Origin of the sequence: Microbulbifer flavimaris (assembly GCF_001641755.2) — a bacterium.
In the GTDB taxonomy this organism is placed as follows: Bacteria; Pseudomonadota; Gammaproteobacteria; order Pseudomonadales; family Cellvibrionaceae; genus Microbulbifer; species Microbulbifer flavimaris.
On the sequence record NZ_LRFG02000005.1, the window covers coordinates 224,308 to 242,672 of the forward strand.

The following is an 18,365-nucleotide window of genomic DNA, read 5'->3' on the forward strand; positions in this document are numbered from 1 at the left end:
CAAAAAAACGGGCCCGCTTGGGCCCGTTTTTTCGTGGGGTTGAAGCCTGCGCTTATTGCTGGGCTTTCACTTCCGCAACCCACTCGTCCACCAGTTGCTCCAGTACGTCCAGCGGCACAGCGCCGTTGGCGAGCACGACATCGTGGAATTCACGGATGTCGAACTGGTCGCCGAGGGCTTCCTTGGCCTTCTCCCGCAGTTCGACAATCTTCAGCATGCCCACCTTGTAGGCAGTGGCCTGGCCAGGCATGACGATGTAGCGCTCGATGGCTTTGACCTGGTCACCCTCCGGGTTGGGGGTGTTTTCACCCAGGTACTCGATCGCTTCTTCGCGGGTCCACTTCTTGCTGTGCAGTCCGGTGTCTACCACCAGCCGCGCCGCGCGCCAGAGTTCCATCGCCAGGCGACCGAAATCTGAGTAGGGGTCCTCGTACAGACCGATCTCTTTCGGCACCAGCTCGGAGTAGAGACCCCAGCCCTCGGTGTAGGCGGTGTAGCTGCCGAACTTGCGGAACTTCGGAATGTCCTCCAGCTCCTGGGCGATGGACAGCTGCATATGATGCCCCGGCACACCCTCGTGGTAGGCCAGTGCCTCCATCTGGTAGGTGGGCATATCGTTCATGTTATAGAGGTTGGCGTAGTAGATACCGGGGCGGGAACCATCTGGTGCCGGGCGCTGGTAGAACGCCTTGCCGGCGGATTTCTCGCGGAACGGCTCTACCGCCTTTACGGTGAGCTCGGCTTTCGGCTTGGTGATGAACAGTTCGTCCAGGCGCTCCTTCATGTTGTCGATCAAAGCCGTCGCTTCTTTCAGGTAGCGCTCCTTACCCTCTTCCGTGTTGGGGTAATAGAACTGCTCATCGGTGCGCATGAATTCGAAGAATTCCTGCAGTGAGCCCTCGAAGCCGACCTGCTTCATGATCCCGCGCATTTCACCGTGAATACGCTCCACTTCCTCAAGACCTGTCTTGTGGATCTCGTCGGCAGTCATATCCGTGGTGGTATAAACATTTAGGCGGTGGGCATAGTAGTCGTCACCTTCGGGGAATTTCCACGCACCGTCATCGGTGGTGGCTTTCTTCTCCAGCTCGCCGAGGTAGGTGATGAGTTCCTGGTAAGCAGGCTGGACGCTCTCCAGCATGGCAGTCTTGGCTTGCTCGACCAGGGCCTGTTTCTGCTCGTCGCTGATCTCCAGTTTTTCCACCTTGCCCTTGAAGTCTTCGAGCAGGGTACTGTCCTCACCATCGGTATAGGGGGCGCCGGTGATCAGGTTCTTGCCGTCGCTGATGACGTAGGGAAAGACGAACTTGGGCGGAATAATGCCGGCCTCGGCGCGGTCCTTCAGGTTGACGATCAGCTGGTCAAAATGCGCCGGCAGCGCGTTGAGACGGGCAATGTAGGCCTCGGCATCCTCGACACTGTCAATGCGGTGCTGGTTGATGAGTAGTGAGGCCACGCTGGTGTGCTCGGCGTACATCTGGTTGACGGGGTAGGTATGCAACCGCCACTTGAAGCCCTCGATGTCCTGCTCTTTGTTGCGGATGGCCAGCTTCAGGCTCAGCGCAGTGGACTCATCCAACTGGCTCGCGTCGATCTCTTTCAGTTCCGACAGCTGGCGCTTGACGATTTCATGGGTTTCCTCCTCGAATTCCGGCGAGAGGTTGTCCCACTTATCGTAATCCTCTTTCATGCCGAGGAAGGTTTTGAACACCGGGCTGCGGTCGAGCAGCTCCTGGAAGTGCTCCTCAAACAGCTGGTTGGCCTTGGCTACCATCTCCGGGTTGGCGGAGGCGTCCTCAGCCGGCTTGGCTGCAGCGGCGTCTGCGCTCTCCGTCGTGGTCTCTGCGGTGATCTCGGTGTCCTGGCTCGCAGCCGGCTTTTCTTCGGTGCGGTCGCAGCCTGTCATTACCAGCGCGCTTATGGCCGCGGCAATCAGGGTTTTGTTGAGGTGCATGTCTGGCATTCCCGTCTGGTTGAAATCTTCATGGGGTGGGGATGCGCCACCGTAAGCCCGGTGGCTCTAAAGCAAAAAGCGGGCCTGAAGCCCGCCTTTCAGATCACAGGGATCAGGAGAAGTTCTGGTTCACGAAGTCCCAGTTAACCAGCTTCCAGAACGCTTCCATGTACTTGGGGCGAGCGTTGCGGTAGTCGATGTAGTAGGCATGCTCCCACACATCGCAGGTCAGCAGGGGGGTCTGGTCACTCTCGGTCACCGGAGTAGCGGCGTTGGAGGTGTTCACGATGGCCACGGAGCCGTCGCTTTTCTTGACCAGCCAGGTCCAGCCGGAACCAAAGTTGTTCACAGCGCTGTTGGTGAACTCTTCCTTGAACTTGTCGAAGGAGCCGAAAGCCTTGTTGATGGCGTCTTCAATGGCGCCAGAGGGAGCGCCGCCACCGTTCGGGCTCAGGCAGTTCCAGTAAAAGGTGTGGTTCCAGACCTGGGCGGCGTTGTTGAACACACCGCCGGAAGAGGACTTGATCACTTCTTCCAGGGTCTTGTCGGCATCAGCGGTGCCTTCCAGCAGGCCGTTCAGCTTGTCGACATAGGTCTTGTGGTGTTTTCCGTAGTGATACTCCAGGGTCTCCTGGGAAATATGCGGTTCCAGTGCGTCCATCGCGTAGGGGAGTTCGGGGAGAACGTGAGCCATGCTGTCTTCCTTCTTCTGTCTGATTGGTCTGGATTTGTCAGTCTGGCCATTCTACACACGGCGTGTGGCAGAATTAAGCCGGCGCACAAACTGCGCGCTTGTCCCCTCTATTGGGGGCGGATTTTCCAAAGGCAAGAGGGGAGTGGAATCTTATCTCGGAGGCGGTTACTTTTTCGTCAATTTTTGGTATAACTTGCCGCTGAATTCCACCAATCTACGTTCCCTCGGAGACTTCGGATCCCCAGGGGCGTGACTATCAGGTACGAGTCTGTATGCAACGCAAAGAGCCGACTATCGGAGGTGGCGGTGCGCCGTCCATCGAGCCGCAACTGGACAACAAGCCCATCGGCGGCGGCCCGCAGCGGCCGGCCCCGGCACCGCTGGATCCGGATGAGAGCCGCGGTGGCATCTCAATCGTAGGTGTGGTTGCCCTGATCCTGGCCCTGGCGGGCCTGGGCGCCTCCGGCTTTCTCTATAACCAGTGGCAGTTGAGCCGCGCGGCGCTGAATGACGCTGAGGATCGCATCGTTGAGCTGGAGAAGCGCTTCGAGATGTCCGACGAGGAGTCTACGGCTTCCGTCGAGGTTCTGAATGCCAAGGTCAAGGAGAACGCTTCCGAGATCCGCAAGCTCTGGGGGGTTTCCTACGACACCAACCGCAAGAGTATCGCTGCCAACAAGAGTGCGGCGGCTGCGGCCAAGAAAGAAGTGGCTGCCCTGTCCAGCAAGGTCAATGGGCTCAGCGCCAGCGTGAAGAAGATCTCCGCAGTTGAGACTGCTCTGGCCGAGCTGCGCAAGGACAACACGTCCAGCAAGCGGCAAATGACCGACAAGCTCACCAGCCTTGAGCGTCAGCTGTCTTCCGTGCGCAGTGACCTGACAGCCCGTGTCGGTGCCAATGAAGAGGCCGTGCAGTCCATCGACGCGTATCGCCGCTCGGTGAACAAGGACCTGGTGCAGCTGCGTGACGCCGTGCGCTCGCTGCAGTCCGGTGGCAGCAACACCGCCTCCTCCCTCTAAGTTTGCCTTCCGGGGCCGGGCGGATACTCCGCCCGGCTCTCTCCCAGTTTCCCCCGCACTCTTTACGACCAGTCAGTCCAAGCACACCGGGAACCCCATTACCCCAGGGGACGTGGGGCCATTTGCCCTCCATTTCGTGTAAAATCGCCCGCCTCGAGACGTTAACCGGAGCCGGCTATGACCACTATCCGTCAGGATGATCTGATCGACAGCGTTGCCGACGCGCTGCAATTCATTTCCTACTACCACCCGCAGGACTTCATTCAGGCCCTCAACCAGGCTTATGAGAAGGAGGCCAACCCGGCGGCCAAGGACGCCATGGCCCAGATCCTGATCAACTCCCGCATGTGCGCCCAGGGCCACCGCCCTATCTGCCAGGACACGGGCATCGTGACGGTGAAGTTGAAAGTGGGTATGAACGTGCAGTGGGACGCGGACAATAGCGTGACCGACATGGTCAACGAGGGTGTGCGCCGCGCCTACAACAACCCGGACAACGTGCTGCGGGCCTCGATCCTCGAGGACCCGGATGGTGCCCGCAAGAACACGGGCGACAACACTCCGGCAGTGATTCACTACGAGATCGTGCCCGGCGACACCGTGGAGGTCTACGTGGCGGCCAAGGGTGGCGGCAGTGAGGCGAAGAGCAAGTTCGCCATGCTGAACCCGTCCGACTCCGTGGTGGACTGGGTGCTCAAGATGGTGCCGCAGATGGGTGCCGGCTGGTGCCCGCCGGGCATGCTCGGTATCGGTGTCGGCGGCACTGCCGAGAAGGCGATGCTGCTGGCCAAGGAGTCCCTGCTGGACCCCATCGATATCCAGGAGCTGCAGGAGCGTGGGGCGTCCAACCGTGCCGAGGAGCTGCGTCTGGAACTGTACGACAAGGTCAACAAGCTGGGCATCGGCGCCCAGGGACTGGGTGGCCTGACCACAGTACTGGATGTGAAGGTCAAGGATTACCCGACCCACGCCGCCAACAAGGCGGTGGCGATCATCCCGAACTGCGCCGCTACCCGCCACACGCACTTCACTCTGGATGGCAGTGGTGCGGCACGTCAGACCCCGCCGAAGCTGGAAGACTGGCCGGAGATCACCCGTGAGGCCGGCGCCAACACCCGCCGCGTCAACCTGGACGAGGTGACCCGGGAGGACGTGCTCAGCTGGCAGCCGGGCGAGACGCTGCTGCTGAACGGCAAGATGCTGACCGGCCGCGATGCGGCCCACAAGAAGATGGTCGACATCCTCGCCAAGGGCGAAAAGCTGCCGGTGGACCTGCAGGGCCGCTTCATTTACTACGTGGGCCCGGTGGATCCGGTGCGCGAAGAGGTGGTTGGCCCCGCTGGCCCCACCACTGCCACCCGTATGGACAAGTTCACCCGCACCATGCTGGAAGAGACCGGCCTGCTGGGCATGATCGGCAAGGCCGAGCGCGGTCCGACGGCGATTGAGGCGATCCGTGACAACCAGGCGGTTTACCTGATGGCTGTGGGCGGCGCCGCCTACCTGGTAGCCCAGGCAATCAAGGATGCCAAAGTGGTTGCCTTCCCAGAGCTCGGAATGGAAGCCATCTACGAGTTCGAGGTTGAGGACATGCCGGTCACCGTCGCTGTCGACAGTAAAGGCGAGTCGGTGCACAACACAGGACCGCTGATCTGGAAAGAAAAGATCGAGGAGGGCGCGGTTTAATCTCCGCCTGATTCGAAAAGGCCGGGTTCCGCGAGGGACCCGGCCTTTTTTGTGCCTCGTCGAAACTTACGGAGCGCTCCTGCTGCTGGTGGCTGTTCGCCAGACACGCCGTGAATACATCCCTGTAGGCTCTACACGGCCATCCATGGCCGCGTAAGGTCTGGCGAACAGCCACCAGCAGCAGGACCTTAACTTCACCGATTGAGCACTGTTCTTTTCGAGAAGGGGGGTATTTTAAAGAATATAGTAAGTATGTTCGTTGATGCTAAGGCGCTGTCGTCGGGGGAGCTTTGCGGGACTGTCTGCGAGAGGGACCTCGCAGACAAGCCTACAGGGATGTATACACGGCGTGTCCCGCAAAGCTCCCGCGGCGTCAGCGGCGCCCGGAGCCAAACGGAAGACCCGGGCCTATAGCGGCTACTGCAATTCGGCCAGCATCAATTCCCGAATCACCGGTACCGGCGCATTGCCGTAACTGAGGAATTTCTCGTGGAAGGCCTTAAGGTCGAAATCGTCCCCGAGTTTTTCCTTCATTTCTTTACGCAGCGCGAGAATGTCCGCGTAACCGGCATAGTAGCTGGTGAGCTGGACCTGACTCAGGGTGGCGCGGCGCCATTTGCCCATAGCCTCGGCTTTCTGCTGGAAGCCCTGGCGTACCATCAGATCCATCGCCCTCTCTTCATCGATACCTTTTACCTGTATCTCGTAATCGAGGATTGTGTTGATCACAACGCGCAGCCGCCACTTGTAATACATCAGCCACAACTCGGGGGAGAAGTCACCGTAGCCCGCTTCCAGCATCATCTGTTCGGTATAAACCGCCCAACCCTCGACCATGGCGCCATTGCCCAGAATGCTCTTGATCAGGCTCGGTGACTTGTTGGCATACACCAGCTGGGTGTAATGACCGGGAATGGCCTCGTGGATATTGAGGATCTGCATCAGGTACTTGTTGTATTCCTTGAGCAGGCTATCGGCACGATCGTCACTGAATTCCTCGATCGGCATGACGTTGTAGTAAGTGTTGGCGCCCTTGTCGTAGGGGCCGGGTGCATTGATGGATGCCACGGAGAAGCCACGCATGTAGGGCGGGGTAGTGCGGACGACAAGCGGCTTGTCCTCATCCAGGGTCAGCAGATCTTTTTCCTTTACGAACGCGACCAGCTCTGGAATCTGCTTTTCCACTTCTGCCTTGAAGGTTTCTTTGGTGGCGTGGTGCTCGGATAGTTTTTCAAGCACCATGCCGATCTTTTCCAGACGGTCCTCGGGGGGTTGCTGGTCCGGGTAGTATTTGGGCCAGAGTTCACCGGCCAGCTCCTCCATCTTGTCGTGAAGTTTTTCCTTGTCTGCGAGAGCCCTCTCGTACAATTCCTTGCCGGTCATGCCGATCTGTATTTCGTACTTGAACTTCTGTTCGTAGAGCTCCTCTCCGATGCGGAAGTCCTTGTAGTCCTGGCTATCCTCCAGTTTCGCGTGGCGCGTCTGCAAATAGGTGATGTACTCCTGGATAGCCTTTCGAGCGGCCTCCAGCCTCTCCTGGAAGAGTTTCTTTTCTTCGTCGGTGAGACCACTCTGCCCCAGCTTCTTTTCCACTTCCTCGCCGAAAACACTCATCGCACCCTCGTTTTGCTGGATGGCAAGGACCAGCTGGGGCGAAGCGGGTTTCTCCAGGGTATTCTCAGCCGCGTCGTAGTAGGCGGGCACTTTCTGCAGCCGTTCACTGAAGGTACGCAGGCGCTCATCGAGAGGGGCGTAGTCGGTATTGAGAATCAGGGCAAAGGGGTGGGAGACATTGTATTCAGCAGGATTCCAGAGGTGCGATTGGAATTCGGTGATTTCCCACTCCAGGCGGTTGAGGAAGTTCTGGATGAGTACCAGATCACTCCTGTCATTGGGGTCCAGGGCCTCGGCATCGAGGGCTGAGAACTGCTCGCGGTAGCTGCGGGCGAACTCAAGTACCTGTTCCCGGTAATTGTCATCAGGGATCTGCAGTTGATCAGCGACCGCATAATAGCCTTCACTCACTGCCCAGGAAGGAAATAGCTGCCAGAGCTCTTTCACCATCCGTGCCGACAGTGCATCGAAACCCATCTCCGAACTCTCTGCTCTGGTGTCGGCTTCAGTGGCGGCAGGTGCTTCCGCGTTATTCGTGGCGGTGGAAGCATCACTTTTTGCACCGTCACTTTCCTGCCGGTCACAGCCAGCCAGAGTAAGGCTCACGGCCAGGGCGGAAACGGCCATTGCGGGAAGTGTGATTTTCATTGCAGTCCTCGGTTTGTGGCACTTTCGTTTGCTGCTTGAGCTTTTTAGTCTGCCGGCGGATCTGGATTGTCGGCAAGGCCATTGGCGTTTTTTAGCACTCTGTCCCATTAAACCTTAGCCCGGCCGCATAAAATAGCCTTTTGCGTGGTGCGCTTGTCTCGGTCCTGGGGCGGGGTTAGAGTGATGCGCTGCTCACTCGAGTCCATAATAATTGAAACACTTCGAGGACTGATTCATGACCGAACTCGCCGAACAAAAATGTGAAGCCTGTCGCGCCGATGCGCCGCTGGTCTCCGATGAAGAACTGGCCGAACTGCTGCGGGAAATCCCCGACTGGACCCCGCTCGCCCGCGACGGTGTGATGCAGCTGGAGCGTGTCTTCAAGTTCCGCAACTTCAAGCAGGCACTGGCATTTACCAACCGCGTTGGCGCGATCGCCGAAGAAGTCGGCCATCATCCTGCTCTGCTGACGGAGTGGGGCAAGGTGACTGTGACCTGGTGGAGTCATGAGGCCGGTGGCCTGCACAAGAACGACTTCATCATGGCGGCGCGTACCGACAAGCAACTTGAGGCGGAATAGTCGACTGTAATGGCGGCCGCCTCGCTGCTAGCGCTCCCGGCTTCAACCAGCCGGGTGCGCTCTGATGGAGGATTTTAGAGCTGTCATGCTGAAGATGAAGCCAACCTGCGAGCGCTGCAGTGCAGCGCTCGGCCTGGGAGACCAGGCGTACATCTGTTCTTTCGAGTGTACCTTCTGCCCTAAATGTTCAGAGGCGCTCTCCCTCAGCTGCCCCAACTGCCAGGGTCGGCTGGTGCTGCGCCCACCGCGCACACGCTCCCCGACTGAAGTGCCAACCCAGGGCTTTAAAGCCAAGCTGGAAGATATTCTTAACCGTTCCTGAGGGTGCTGTTCAGGGCTTCTGGGCCCAGAGCAGGAATTCCCGGTTGCCATCCCCACCGAGAATAGGGCTGTCGATATAGGCCTTTACGGATAGCCCGAACTCCTCGCACTGGGCGACGATCTTTTCCCGGACCTGCCGATAGAGTTTCTGGTCGCGCACCAGCCCGCCCTTACCGATGTTCTCCGGGCCGACCTCAAACTGGGGTTTGACCAGGCTGAGTAACTGCGCCCCCGGGCGCATCAGCGCTGGCAGGCGCGGGAGGATCAGGGTCTGGGAGATAAACGACACATCCATCACCACCGCATCAAATCCCCCCTCTCCGTAAGGGCTTAGCTGCGCAGGCTCCAGGTAGCGGGCGTTCAAGCCCTCAAACAATCGCATGCGGGGGTGTTCGCGGAGTATCCGGGCCAGCTGGTCGTGCCCCACATCGATACCGACTACCAGTTCGGCGCCCCGCTGCAGCAGGCAGTCGCTGAAACCGCCGGTGGAGCAACCCACGTCCAGTGCCTTCCAGCCCTCAGGATTGAGGCCGGTGTGATCGAGGATTGCCGCCAGTTTGAGGCCCGCCCTGGAGACGTAGCGATCCTCCGGCAGGGGCTCAACGCGGATGGCCTGGTCCGCCGTAACCGCCTGACCCGCCTTGAGCGCGGCCTGCCAGCCTGCACCGGTATCCAGCATAACCCGGCCGCCTTCAATCAGTTTCTTGGCGTGTGTACGGGAATTCGCCAGCTGGCGTTCAACGAGCAGGACATCCAGGCGCATTGGAGGAGCGTGATCCTAAAAATATGGTGGAATTCAATGCTGACATGCTAACCTCTGGACCCACTTGTTAGAAGCAGTGAGCTGGATAGGAGGTTGGCAGCGGATGGCGAAAAGCGTTCTGGGCAAGTTCAGGATTCGCAAGGGCAAGGTGTTTGAGGCGCCCCTGGAGAGCGCTTTCGGGCGACTAGTCACGCCTTTTGAAGAATTTATTCACCGGCAGAGCAGCAGTGGCATTCTGCTCATGATTTCGGCAATTGCTGCCCTGGTCATTGCCAATTCACCCATGCAGGAGGCCTACAAGCACCTGCTGCATATGCCCATCAGCCTCGGAGCAGGGGACTGGGAGCTTTCCCTCACAGTGCATCACTGGATCAATGATGCGCTGATGGCGGTCTTCTTCTTCCTGGTCGGCCTGGAACTCAAGCGTGAGTTTCTCGTCGGTGAGTTGTCGGAGCTGAAGCAGGCGGTACTGCCCATCATGGCGGCTATCGGGGGTATGGTGATACCTGCCCTGATTTATGCCGGGCTGAATCCCGACGGCGACGCAGCACGGGGCTGGGGGATTCCCATGGCCACCGATATCGCCTTTGCGGTTGGCTGTATTGCCTTGCTGGGCAACCGTGTGCCACGGGCGGTGGTAATGTTCCTCGTCGCCCTGGCGATTGTCGACGACCTGGGCGCGATCCTGGTGATTGCTATCTGGTACACCGAAAGCGTCAATATGGCTGCCCTGGCGGCTGCCGGCGTGCTGGTGGTGATCCTGTGGCTGCTGAAGGCGGCCGGTGTGCGCAGCTCCCCGGCCTATATCTTTGTCGGCCTGCTGCTCTGGTATGAATTCTACCTCAGTGGTATTCACGCCACCCTGGCGGGCGTGGTTACCGCCATGGCCATGCCCGCGCGGCCGAAATACGATCCGGTGGCCTTCAGTACCTTCGTCAAGGACATCATCCGGAGTTTCGATCGCAGCTTCCGTCCCGGGGACAAGATCATTGCCAACGACGCGTTGCGCGCGCGGGTGATGGCGCTCGGCAACGGCGTGAAGCTGGCACAATCACCCCTGCAGCGGATGGAAACCCGCCTGCACACGCCGGTGGCCTTCCTGATTATTCCGATCTTCGCGCTGGCCAACGCGGGCATTCCGATTGACAGCTTCACCACCGGATCGGCGGTCCTGAACCCGGTGACCCTGGGTGTGATCCTGGGGCTGGTGTTCGGCAAGCTGATCGGTATTGTCGGGGCGACCTGGATCGGCTGGCGTCTGGGTCTGGGCAGCCTGCCCAAAGGGGCCACCTTCCACCATATTGTCGGCGTGGCGCTGTTGGGGGGTATCGGCTTTACCATGTCGATCTTTATTTCTGAGCTGGCCTTCTATGGCAAAGAGGAATTGCTGATCCAGGCCAAGGCTGGTGTGCTGCTTGCGTCCCTCATCGCCGGGATCAGCGGCTTTATGATCCTGCGCAAGGCGCCCATCTCCGATGAATACGCGCTCGACGAATCGGATGAAGAGCGGGATGAGGACGCCGAGTCTGAACGTGAAGAAGAGGGGCATGGCGACGCAGCGACTGCTTCTGCAAGTGGCGGCAACCGCCACGATTGAGGCACCGCTCAATCTGGCAGTCAGACACTAGCGCAACAAAAGGCCGGGTTATCCCGGCCTTTTTTATGCAAGCCTGAGTGCGGCGCTCTATTTCTCACCCGCTGGGGCAAGGACCAATTTTCCGATCAGGGCGCTCATGCGGTCGTAATGGCTGCCTCTCCAGTAAACCTGCCCGCACTGTGCACATTGCCAGAAGTGATGAAAATGCTGGCGGGTGTTCTCCCGCAGCTGGTGAAGTACTTTCTCCTTGGGAACGGAGCGCAGAGTCCCGTTGCAGCGGGTGCAGCGGGAGAAAGGCCGCAGCGTATTCTGTAGCTGGAAACGCGCAGCGACTTCAGCCACCTGCAGGCGGGGATTGGTGGCCCGGACCCAGTAGCCCCGCTGCAGCGCCCGGCGCCGGAACAGGGCGCGATCCCGGCTCAAGAGGGTGCGTTGTTGCTCCACCGAAACACGCACCAGCGCGGCGTCGTCGGAGTCCTCCGGTAGCAGCGTATCGAAGCCCAGCAGGCGCAGGTAGCGGGCCAGTCGTCCCAGGTGGCAGTCCAGCACGAAGCGGGGGTTCCGCAATGGCTTGGGGCGCAGCCGGTTCAGTGGTGCAATGTCGAGGGATTCGAACATCGGATAGACGCTGACACGATCTCCGTTATCGATCTGGTAATTGAAATCCACCGATTCCCCGTTTATGAGGATCAGGTCGATCTCTGTGTGCGGTACACCGAGGTTCTCGATCGCGTCCTTGATCGAGCCGGCGCAGGGGTAACGGCGCACCAGATCCCGCTGGCGTTGGTCCCGGGGCAGGAAGTCATTCAGCTCCCGGTAGAAGCGGAAGGTAACGGTGATGGTTGTGGCCTGGCCCGACACCTGCTGGCTCTCCTCCGCGCAGTCCGGTCATGGAACAGGCTGCGGCGTTGAACCGCCGCAGCCTTGCCATGGATAATAGTGGTCGAAGGAATAACGGCGGTACCAATAACGATAAAAGCGGCGTTACCAATAATGAGAAAAAAACCTGAGAGGTCTGCGGCGGTGCGCCGCCTGGGCCTGATCATCTCCTTTGTGTTGCTCGGCGGCTCGCTGGTGCTCGCGCTGATTCTGCGGCCACTGGGTCCAAGTGCAGCAGAGCCGGCCCTCGCGCTGTTGGAGCCACTGAGCACGCCGGCGCCCGGGGCCGCCAACCTGCTATCAGTGCAGCCCCACCTGCAAGCCGCAGACTATGCCGATACCCAGCGTCTCCTGGGAAAACTGTCCACCTATCTTGATCAGGCTCGCGAAGCCGGGTGGCTGACTCCGCTGACAGTAGTGGTTTTCCCGGAACACATTGGCACCTGGCTGGTGGCGGAGGGGGAGAGCGCGCTTGTCTTCGACTCATCCACCACCACAGGCGCGCTCACCTGGGCGGCGCTGGGTAACTTGCCCCAGTTTCTCTACCACCTGTCTGAAGCGAAGGAGGAAGACTCCTTCGCTGCAGCGTTGTTTCGCACAAAAGCGGAGTCGATGGCGGCCCAGTACCAGCGTGTATTCTCCGCACTGGCCTCCGAGTATGGCGTGACGGTGGTGGCCGGCTCGATACTGCTGCCGAATCCGATGGCGCAGGATGGTCAGCTGATTGCAGGCCGTGGGGCCCTGTACAACAGCAGCTTTGTCTTCTTTGCCGACGGTCGAATGGCCGGGCCGGTGCGCAAGGTTTACCCCATCGACAGCGAGCTGCCTTTCACTGAACCGGCGGTGCTGGAGCATAGCCTGCCGGTATTCGAGACTCCTGCCGGTCATTTGGGGGTGCTGATCTGCGCAGACAGCTGGTACCCGGATACCTGGGCGCAGTTGGAAAGCGCCGAACTGGTAGCGGTACCTTCTTTCTCTTCACCAGACGGCATCTGGCAATCGCCGTGGGGTGGCTACAACGGCGCGCCGGCACCCGCCGACGTAACAGCTGCAGACGTTGGTCGTCTGACGGAGGCCGAAGCCTGGCGCAAATACGCGCTGGGGGGCCGCGGCCAACAACTGCGGGCCGGGATCAATACTTTTCTGCGTGGCGACCTCTGGGATCTGGGCGACGATGGCCAGACCATGGCCGTGTTGGATGGGGAGCTGATCCTCGGCCAGCGCCGTGATACGGCCATTATCTCCAGCCTCTGGCTCAATACTCACCAGGATGAGGTGACCTCCCGTGAATAAGCACAATCATTATGCGGTGCCTCCGGATCTGTTGGATGTAGTGATTATCGGCGCAGGTATTTCCGGGCTGTATGCTGCTCGGCAGTTGCGACCGCAGCACCGGATTGCAGTGCTGGAGGCACGCGACCGCGTGGGTGGTCGCCTCTGCAACCATCGCTTTGCCAATGGCGAGACGGTGGACATCGGTGGACAGTGGGTGGGGCCGGGGCAGGATCGGATGTACCGCTTGATCTCGGAGCTGGGCTTCGAGACCTGGCCGCTCTGGGACAGTGGTGACAACCTGCTCTGGGATAGTAATCGGGGACGGCGCTACAAAGGCACGATTCCCCGTATTGGGCCTCTGGCGCTGCTTGACCTGGGGCAGGCCATGGCGCGCTTTGAGAGGATGGCCAGAAGCATCGATACCGCGGCGCCGTGGGCCCATCCCAATGCCTCGAAGTGGGATCGCCAGACTCTGGCGTCCTGGCTGCAGCGCAACTGCCGCACCCGGAGGGCACGGAAATTATTTGCCATTGGCATCGGCGCTGTATTTGCGGCAGAGCCGGAGGAACTGTCCCTGCTGCACGCCCTGTTTTATGCGCGCTCCGGAAACTCGCTGGAGACCCTGCTCTCGGTGACCGGCGGTGCCCAGCAGGACCGGGTCCATGGTGGCACGGCAGGTCTCTGCACCCGTATGGCCAGAGAGCTGGGTGATGATCTGCACCTCAATGCGTCGGTCAGTTCGATAGAGCGGGAAGCCGAGGGAACATTGCGGGTGTATTTTCACGGTGGTGTCCTCCGCTGTCGTCGACTGATTATGGCGCTGCCTCCTAACCAGGCGCTGCGCATCCAGTTTTCCCCCGCTCTATCGGCCCGGCGTGACCAGTTGTGGCAGCGTATGCCCGCGGGCAGCTGCATCAAATGTGTCGCCCGCTATGATCGCCCTTTCTGGCGGGACGAGGGGCTCTCCGGGCAGGTAACCAGCGTTCAGGGGCCGGTGCGGGTGGTATTCGATAATTCCGAGGCGGGTAGCGAGTCCGGACTGCTGATGGGCTTCCTCGAGGGTGAGGCCGCGCGACATTACGGCGGGGTCGATGCTGAGGTTCGCCGGCGGGATGTGCTCGACTGTTTCGCGCGCTATTTCGGTGATCAGGCCCGCCGCCCATTGGAATATGTCGATCGGGACTGGAGCAGTGAGCCCTGGACCAGGGGATGCTACGCCGCCTTGATGCCGCCGGGCGTATGGACCCAGTATGGCCAGGTGCTGCGCGATGCGGATGGTCCAATTCATTACGCAGGAACGGAATCAGCTACGGAGTGGTACGGCTATATGGAAGGGGCTCTGCAAGCTGCCGAGCGCGCCGTCGGGGAGGTTCGCGAAGCTTTGTCACAGAACGCGGTCGAATTGCCATCGCTGAGCCGTCAACAGTGGGAGGCGCCCCGTGTGTGACACGCTGGTCTGGCGCGGGCAGGGAGAGACCTGGCTGGCGAAAAACAGTGATCGCGATCCCTACGAGGCGCAGCGGGTGGAGGTAGTGCCTGCAGTGTGTGGGGACAGGAGTCCGCGTTTGCGCTGTACCTGGATCGAAATTCCCCAGGTGCCCGATCGTCACGCCTGCATTATCGGCCGCCCCGCCTGGATGTGGGGGGCGGAAATGGGGGTGAACCAGTGCGGGGTGGCGATTGGCAACGAAGCCATTTTTTCCCGGCGGGTACTGAAGCGCGGTGAAGCCTTGCTCGGCATGGATCTGGTGCGCCTGGGTCTGGAGCGCGGAGCTTCGGCCGAAGAGGCACTGGAAGTGATCATCGCATTACTGGAAGCGCATGGTCAGGGCGGGCCGGCGGGTTTCAGTCAGCGGGACTTCCGCTATGACAACAGTTTCCTCATCGCCGATCAAAACAGTGCCTGGAAACTGGAGACGGCAGGGCGCCAGTGGGCAGCGTCCCGGGTCGACAGGTTCGACAGCATCTCCAACGCGCTCACCATCGGTGTAGAAGCCGATCGGGTTCATCCCGATCTGGCATCAGTGCCGGGCGGGCAGGGCAGCTTCCGGCGGCGCTTTGATACCTGGTTGCGTCCGTATTTTGGAGCCAGCAAGCGTCGCAGAGCTTCCAGCTGGAAAGCCCTCAGCGCCCTGCCACAACACGGTGTTGGCTTCCGGCACTTTGCCGCAATTCTTCGGCAGCACCGCAAGGCCGGGCCCAGTGGTAATGGCGATCTGTGCATGCATGCCGCGCCGTCAGAGTCACCGCTCGCCTTCCTGCGTCCCTCCCAGACCACCAATGCCATGATTGTGCAGTTACGGGAGGAGGGTCCGCGTGTGACCTTCACCGGCACTGCGGCCACCTGCTGTAGCCTCTTTCACCCAGTCGATTTTAGCGGCCGGTGGCAGGTGTGCGAGCCGGATTTGTGGGAACAGCACCGGGTCCATATGACCAGTTCGATCGCGCGCGGGAGCAGCGCAACCCTACTGGAACAGATCAACGCCGCAGAGGCGGAGATATTCAAAGCTGTCGGTGCGGGAAGGCTGCGGGATGCGGAGAGCCTGGCCCGGAAATATTCAGCCGAACTGTTCAAGCTGCGCATGCAGGTGGAGACGGCATCAATCAATAAGTCAGATGAATTCAAACCAAGCAGTACTGAGGAGATCTCATGACGTCAGCCAAGACAATGCTCAGCTTTTCCGTTGCCGCGTTCACTTTCGCAGTGCTGGCGGGCTGCGGTCAGCGGGGCCCAGATTCCGAGCCTGCTCCGGGATCCGATGTGGGGGAGCCGCAAGCTGAACAGCAAGCCTCAACTACTGCGAACCACGCCGAGGGCGAAAAAATGCAATCCATGGATCAACTGGCCCGGGAGTACGTGCTGCTGGTGCTGTCGCTCGGCAACCACGACGACAACTATGTGGATGCCTATTACGGCCCGGAACAGTTACGGGAAAATGCCAGGCAGAATACTGCGAGCCCGGCTGAGCTCGCGGAAAAGGCGATGGAGCTTTCCGGCAAGCTTGAGGCCATGCCCGAGCCAGCGGACGAAATGGAAAAGCTGCGCCACCACTACCTGAAAACCCAGTTGCGCGCGGTAGCAGCCCACGCAGAGAGCCTGACCGGAAATGGCTCGCGGGATTTCGATCGCGAGGCGGAGCTACTTTACGATACACAGCCGCCAAAACAGGCATTCTCAGAATTTGAGCCCGCCCTGGCAGAGCTGGAAGAGCTGTTGCCTGGCGAGGGGCCGCTGCATGAGCGCGTGCAGGCATTCCGCAAGCAGTTTGAGATACCCGCCGACAAGCTGCCGGCTGTGTTCGAGGCAGCGATCGATGCCTGTCGGGAACGGACCAGGAAATATATCGAGTTACCGGCGAACGAACAGTTCACCCTGGAGTATGTCACCGACAAACCCTGGAGTGGCTACAACTGGTATCAGGGCGATGCCAACAGCCTGATCCAGATGAATACAGAATTGCCGGTGATGATCGACCGGGCAATCGACCTGGGTTGTCACGAAGGCTATCCGGGCCATCACACCTACAATGCGCTGCTGGAGCAGAAGCTGGTGAAAGACCGCGGCTGGATCGAGTTCAGTGTCTACCCACTATTCAGTCCGCAGTCCCTGATTGCCGAGGGCAGTGCCAATTACGGGATCGAATTGGCCTTCCCGGGTGAGGAAAAAACCCAGTTCGAGCGTGAGGTCCTGTACCCGCTGGCGGATCTCGATCCCTCTCAGGCAGAGAAATATGACCGCGTACTGGAGTTGATCGATACGGTGAGTTTTGCCGGTAACACCATCGCGCGGCAATACATCAATGGCGAGATCGATGGGGACAGGGCGGTGGAATTGTTCGAGAAGTACGCTTTGATGAGCCCCGAGAAGGCACGTCAGCGCAAGCGCTTCGTGGATACCTACGGTGCCTACGTAATCAACTATAACTGGGGCAAACAGCTGGTCGCGGACTACATAGAGGAGGGCGCGGGGAGTGAGGAGGAGCGCTGGCAGCGCTTTTCCAGACTGCTTTCTTCGCCGCGACTGCCATCCTCCCTCAACTGGTAAGGATGATGGATTATCAGGCCGCCCGGGAGTATTTGATGGGCCACCCCGAAGCCAAAGAGGACTTTCCCTTTGGCCCGGCGGTGGCGGTATTCAAGATCAGGGGCAAGATGTTCGCCACCCTGGCGGTTGAAAATGGCGTACCGAGGACCAATCTCAAGTGCGACCCCGACGAGGCCCAGGCATTGCGGGATATCTTCACCGGTGTGTTACCGGGTTATCATATGAACAAGCGGCACTGGAATACCGTACTGTTGAATGGCAGTGTGCCGGACAATGAAATTGAGCAAATGATGGATCGGTCCTATGGCCTTGTCGTCCGTCAGTTGCGAAAAGGCGAGAGGGAGGCGCTGGAATTGCTCTATGGCGCCAGGGCCGTCTACCGCTGATTAAGAGAACATATTGGGAGAAGAAGTGAACGAATATATTGTCGACGTCACGGCGGAAAACGCTCAGCAGGTACTGATCGACGAATCCATGAAGCGCCCGGTGCTGGTGGACTTCTGGGCCGACTGGTGCGAGCCGTGCAAGCAGCTGATGCCGGTACTGGAGAAGCTGGCCAACGAATACCAGGGGCAGTTCCTGCTGGCCAAGGTCAATGCGGATACCGAGCAGATGCTGGCGGGCCAGCTGGGCGTGCGCAGCCTGCCCACGGTCATGGTGCTGAAAGAAGGCCAGCCGGTGGACGGCTTTGCCGGGGCTCAGCCGGAGAAGCAGATCCGCGAGATGCTGGAAAAGTACCTGCCCAAGGCCTGGGAGCTGCAGTTCCAGCAGGCCCAGAAGCTGGTGGGTGAGGGCAAGCTGGATGAAGCGCTGCCGGTGCTGCGCCAGGTCTACACCGAGTCCGGTGAGCGGGCGGATATCGCCAAGCAGCTGGCGGCGGTCCTGCTGGAGCTGAACCGCGTGCCGGAAGCCGAAGAGATCCTGGGCAAGATCCTGCTGGCGGATCAGGATGCGGACTACCAGCAGCTGATGTCGCAGCTGGAACTGAAGCAGCAGGCGGCAGAATCCCCGGAAATCAAGGCGCTGGAACAGGCGCTGGCGACTAATCCTGATGACTGGGACTCCGGCTACAAGCTGGCGGTGCAGTACAGTCAGAACCACCGCCATGAGGAGGCATTGGACCTGTTGCTGGATATCCTGCGCAGCGACATGAACTTTGCTGACGGTGCGGCGAAGCAGGCCTACCTGGATGTGGTCAAGAGCCTGGGCGCAGGTGACCCCCTGGCGGCAAAGTACCAGCGTAAACTGATGACGCTTTTGTATTGAGTCGGTTGCAAAAGCAAGAGAGTG

The 18,365-nt window shown here is 59.9% G+C and carries 16 protein-coding genes; 11 read left to right on the forward strand and 5 right to left on the reverse strand.

Translation table 11 applies throughout. The features are described from left to right. Window positions 1-52: 52 nt before the first annotated feature. Together AWR36_RS13850 and AWR36_RS13855 are read right to left on the reverse strand one after the other, a co-directional pair. Complete coding sequence (locus AWR36_RS13850) at window positions 53-1,954, reverse strand: DUF885 domain-containing protein (protein ID WP_067086088.1); 1,902 nt, start codon at window positions 1,952-1,954, stop codon at window positions 53-55. A 112-nt stretch (window positions 1,955-2,066) separates the two neighbouring features. After that, window positions 2,067-2,648, reverse strand: a complete 582-nt coding sequence (locus AWR36_RS13855; protein WP_067086091.1) for a superoxide dismutase — start codon at window positions 2,646-2,648, stop codon at window positions 2,067-2,069. Window positions 2,649-2,920: 272 nt separating this feature from the next. On the opposite strand from AWR36_RS13855, the gene AWR36_RS13860 reads away from it, so the two are divergent. Both AWR36_RS13860 and AWR36_RS13865 read left to right on the forward strand, forming a co-directional pair. Further along, window positions 2,921-3,667 carry a hypothetical protein gene (locus AWR36_RS13860; protein WP_067086094.1) on the forward strand — a complete coding sequence of 249 codons (747 nt, stop codon included), beginning with the start codon at window positions 2,921-2,923 and terminating at the stop codon, window positions 3,665-3,667. A gap of 177 nt (window positions 3,668-3,844) precedes the next feature. After that, entirely contained in the window at window positions 3,845-5,353 is a 1,509-nt protein-coding gene (locus AWR36_RS13865) for a fumarate hydratase (RefSeq protein ID WP_067086098.1), read from the forward strand. A 417-nt stretch (window positions 5,354-5,770) separates the two neighbouring features. On the opposite strand, the gene AWR36_RS13870 is transcribed toward AWR36_RS13865, so the two are convergent. Beyond that, on the reverse strand, window positions 5,771-7,615 hold the full coding sequence (locus AWR36_RS13870) for a DUF885 domain-containing protein (RefSeq protein WP_067086100.1): 1,845 nt from the start codon (window positions 7,613-7,615) through the stop codon (window positions 5,771-5,773). 235 nt (window positions 7,616-7,850) lie between these two features. On the opposite strand from AWR36_RS13870, the gene AWR36_RS13875 reads away from it, so the two are divergent. Together AWR36_RS13875 and AWR36_RS13880 are read left to right on the forward strand one after the other, a co-directional pair. Then, window positions 7,851-8,195 (forward strand): 4a-hydroxytetrahydrobiopterin dehydratase, encoded by a 345-nt coding sequence (locus tag AWR36_RS13875; RefSeq protein ID WP_067086104.1) that lies wholly within the window; start codon window positions 7,851-7,853, stop codon window positions 8,193-8,195. Between the two features lie 94 nt (window positions 8,196-8,289). Further along, window positions 8,290-8,517, forward strand: a complete 228-nt coding sequence (locus tag AWR36_RS13880; protein ID WP_231745352.1) for a DUF1272 domain-containing protein — start codon at window positions 8,290-8,292, stop codon at window positions 8,515-8,517. Between the two features lie 9 nt (window positions 8,518-8,526). On the opposite strand, the gene AWR36_RS13885 is transcribed toward AWR36_RS13880, so the two are convergent. Next, the gene (locus AWR36_RS13885; RefSeq protein ID WP_067086113.1) at window positions 8,527-9,279 is read right to left on the reverse strand and encodes a TlyA family RNA methyltransferase; all 753 of its coding nucleotides are present in this window, start codon (window positions 9,277-9,279) and stop codon (window positions 8,527-8,529) included. Window positions 9,280-9,382: 103 nt separating this feature from the next. Between AWR36_RS13885 and nhaA the strand changes: the two genes are divergently transcribed. Then, a complete protein-coding gene (gene nhaA / locus AWR36_RS13890) occupies window positions 9,383-10,876 on the forward strand; it encodes a Na+/H+ antiporter NhaA (protein WP_082679614.1) in 1,494 nt (497 codons plus the stop codon). An 87-nt stretch (window positions 10,877-10,963) separates the two neighbouring features. Here the strand turns inward: nhaA and AWR36_RS13895 are convergent, their stop codons facing one another. Next, the gene (locus tag AWR36_RS13895) at window positions 10,964-11,737 is read right to left on the reverse strand and encodes a Mut7-C RNAse domain-containing protein (RefSeq protein ID WP_197409282.1); all 774 of its coding nucleotides are present in this window, start codon (window positions 11,735-11,737) and stop codon (window positions 10,964-10,966) included. 132 nt (window positions 11,738-11,869) lie between these two features. On the opposite strand from AWR36_RS13895, the gene AWR36_RS13900 reads away from it, so the two are divergent. Genes AWR36_RS13900 through trxA form a run of 6 tightly spaced genes read left to right on the forward strand, consistent with a single transcriptional unit; the run spans window position 11,870 to window position 18,341 of the window. Further along, on the forward strand, window positions 11,870-13,048 hold the full coding sequence (locus tag AWR36_RS13900) for a carbon-nitrogen hydrolase family protein (RefSeq protein WP_082679615.1): 1,179 nt from the start codon (window positions 11,870-11,872) through the stop codon (window positions 13,046-13,048). Further along, window positions 13,041-14,477 (forward strand): flavin monoamine oxidase family protein, encoded by a 1,437-nt coding sequence (locus AWR36_RS13905; RefSeq protein ID WP_231745343.1) that lies wholly within the window; start codon window positions 13,041-13,043, stop codon window positions 14,475-14,477. Before AWR36_RS13900 ends, AWR36_RS13905 begins: the two co-directional genes overlap by 8 nt. Beyond that, window positions 14,470-15,684, forward strand: a complete 1,215-nt coding sequence (locus AWR36_RS13910) for a peptidase C69 family protein (protein ID WP_067086122.1) — start codon at window positions 14,470-14,472, stop codon at window positions 15,682-15,684. Before AWR36_RS13905 ends, AWR36_RS13910 begins: the two co-directional genes overlap by 8 nt. Then, window positions 15,681-17,075: an LptM family lipoprotein gene (locus AWR36_RS13915; RefSeq protein ID WP_141398541.1), complete on the forward strand. Its 1,395-nt coding sequence runs from the start codon at window positions 15,681-15,683 to the stop codon at window positions 17,073-17,075. The genes AWR36_RS13910 and AWR36_RS13915 overlap by 4 nt, the downstream gene beginning before the upstream one ends. Window positions 17,076-17,080: 5 nt before the next feature. Beyond that, window positions 17,081-17,461 (forward strand): MmcQ/YjbR family DNA-binding protein, encoded by a 381-nt coding sequence (locus AWR36_RS13920; protein ID WP_067086373.1) that lies wholly within the window; start codon window positions 17,081-17,083, stop codon window positions 17,459-17,461. A 25-nt stretch (window positions 17,462-17,486) separates the two neighbouring features. After that, window positions 17,487-18,341: a thioredoxin gene (gene trxA, locus AWR36_RS13925; RefSeq protein WP_067086376.1), complete on the forward strand. Its 855-nt coding sequence runs from the start codon at window positions 17,487-17,489 to the stop codon at window positions 18,339-18,341. Window positions 18,342-18,365: the final 24 nt, after the last annotated feature.

Coding starts and splice junctions, on each gene's coding strand:
- AWR36_RS13850 (WP_067086088.1), bottom strand. CDS start 1,954: ATGCACCTCAACAAAACCCTGATTGCCGCGGCCATAAGCGCGCTGGTA.
- AWR36_RS13855 (WP_067086091.1), bottom strand. CDS start 2,648: ATGGCTCACGTTCTCCCCGAACTCCCCTACGCGATGGACGCACTGGAA.
- AWR36_RS13860 (WP_067086094.1), top strand. CDS start 2,921: ATGCAACGCAAAGAGCCGACTATCGGAGGTGGCGGTGCGCCGTCCATC.
- AWR36_RS13865 (WP_067086098.1), top strand. CDS start 3,845: ATGACCACTATCCGTCAGGATGATCTGATCGACAGCGTTGCCGACGCG.
- AWR36_RS13870 (WP_067086100.1), bottom strand. CDS start 7,615: ATGAAAATCACACTTCCCGCAATGGCCGTTTCCGCCCTGGCCGTGAGC.
- AWR36_RS13875 (WP_067086104.1), top strand. CDS start 7,851: ATGACCGAACTCGCCGAACAAAAATGTGAAGCCTGTCGCGCCGATGCG.
- AWR36_RS13880 (WP_231745352.1), top strand. CDS start 8,290: ATGAAGCCAACCTGCGAGCGCTGCAGTGCAGCGCTCGGCCTGGGAGAC.
- AWR36_RS13885 (WP_067086113.1), bottom strand. CDS start 9,279: ATGCGCCTGGATGTCCTGCTCGTTGAACGCCAGCTGGCGAATTCCCGT.
- nhaA (WP_082679614.1), top strand. CDS start 9,383: ATGGCGAAAAGCGTTCTGGGCAAGTTCAGGATTCGCAAGGGCAAGGTG.
- AWR36_RS13900 (WP_082679615.1), top strand. CDS start 11,870: ATGAGAAAAAAACCTGAGAGGTCTGCGGCGGTGCGCCGCCTGGGCCTG.
- AWR36_RS13915 (WP_141398541.1), top strand. CDS start 15,681: ATGACGTCAGCCAAGACAATGCTCAGCTTTTCCGTTGCCGCGTTCACT.
- AWR36_RS13920 (WP_067086373.1), top strand. CDS start 17,081: ATGGATTATCAGGCCGCCCGGGAGTATTTGATGGGCCACCCCGAAGCC.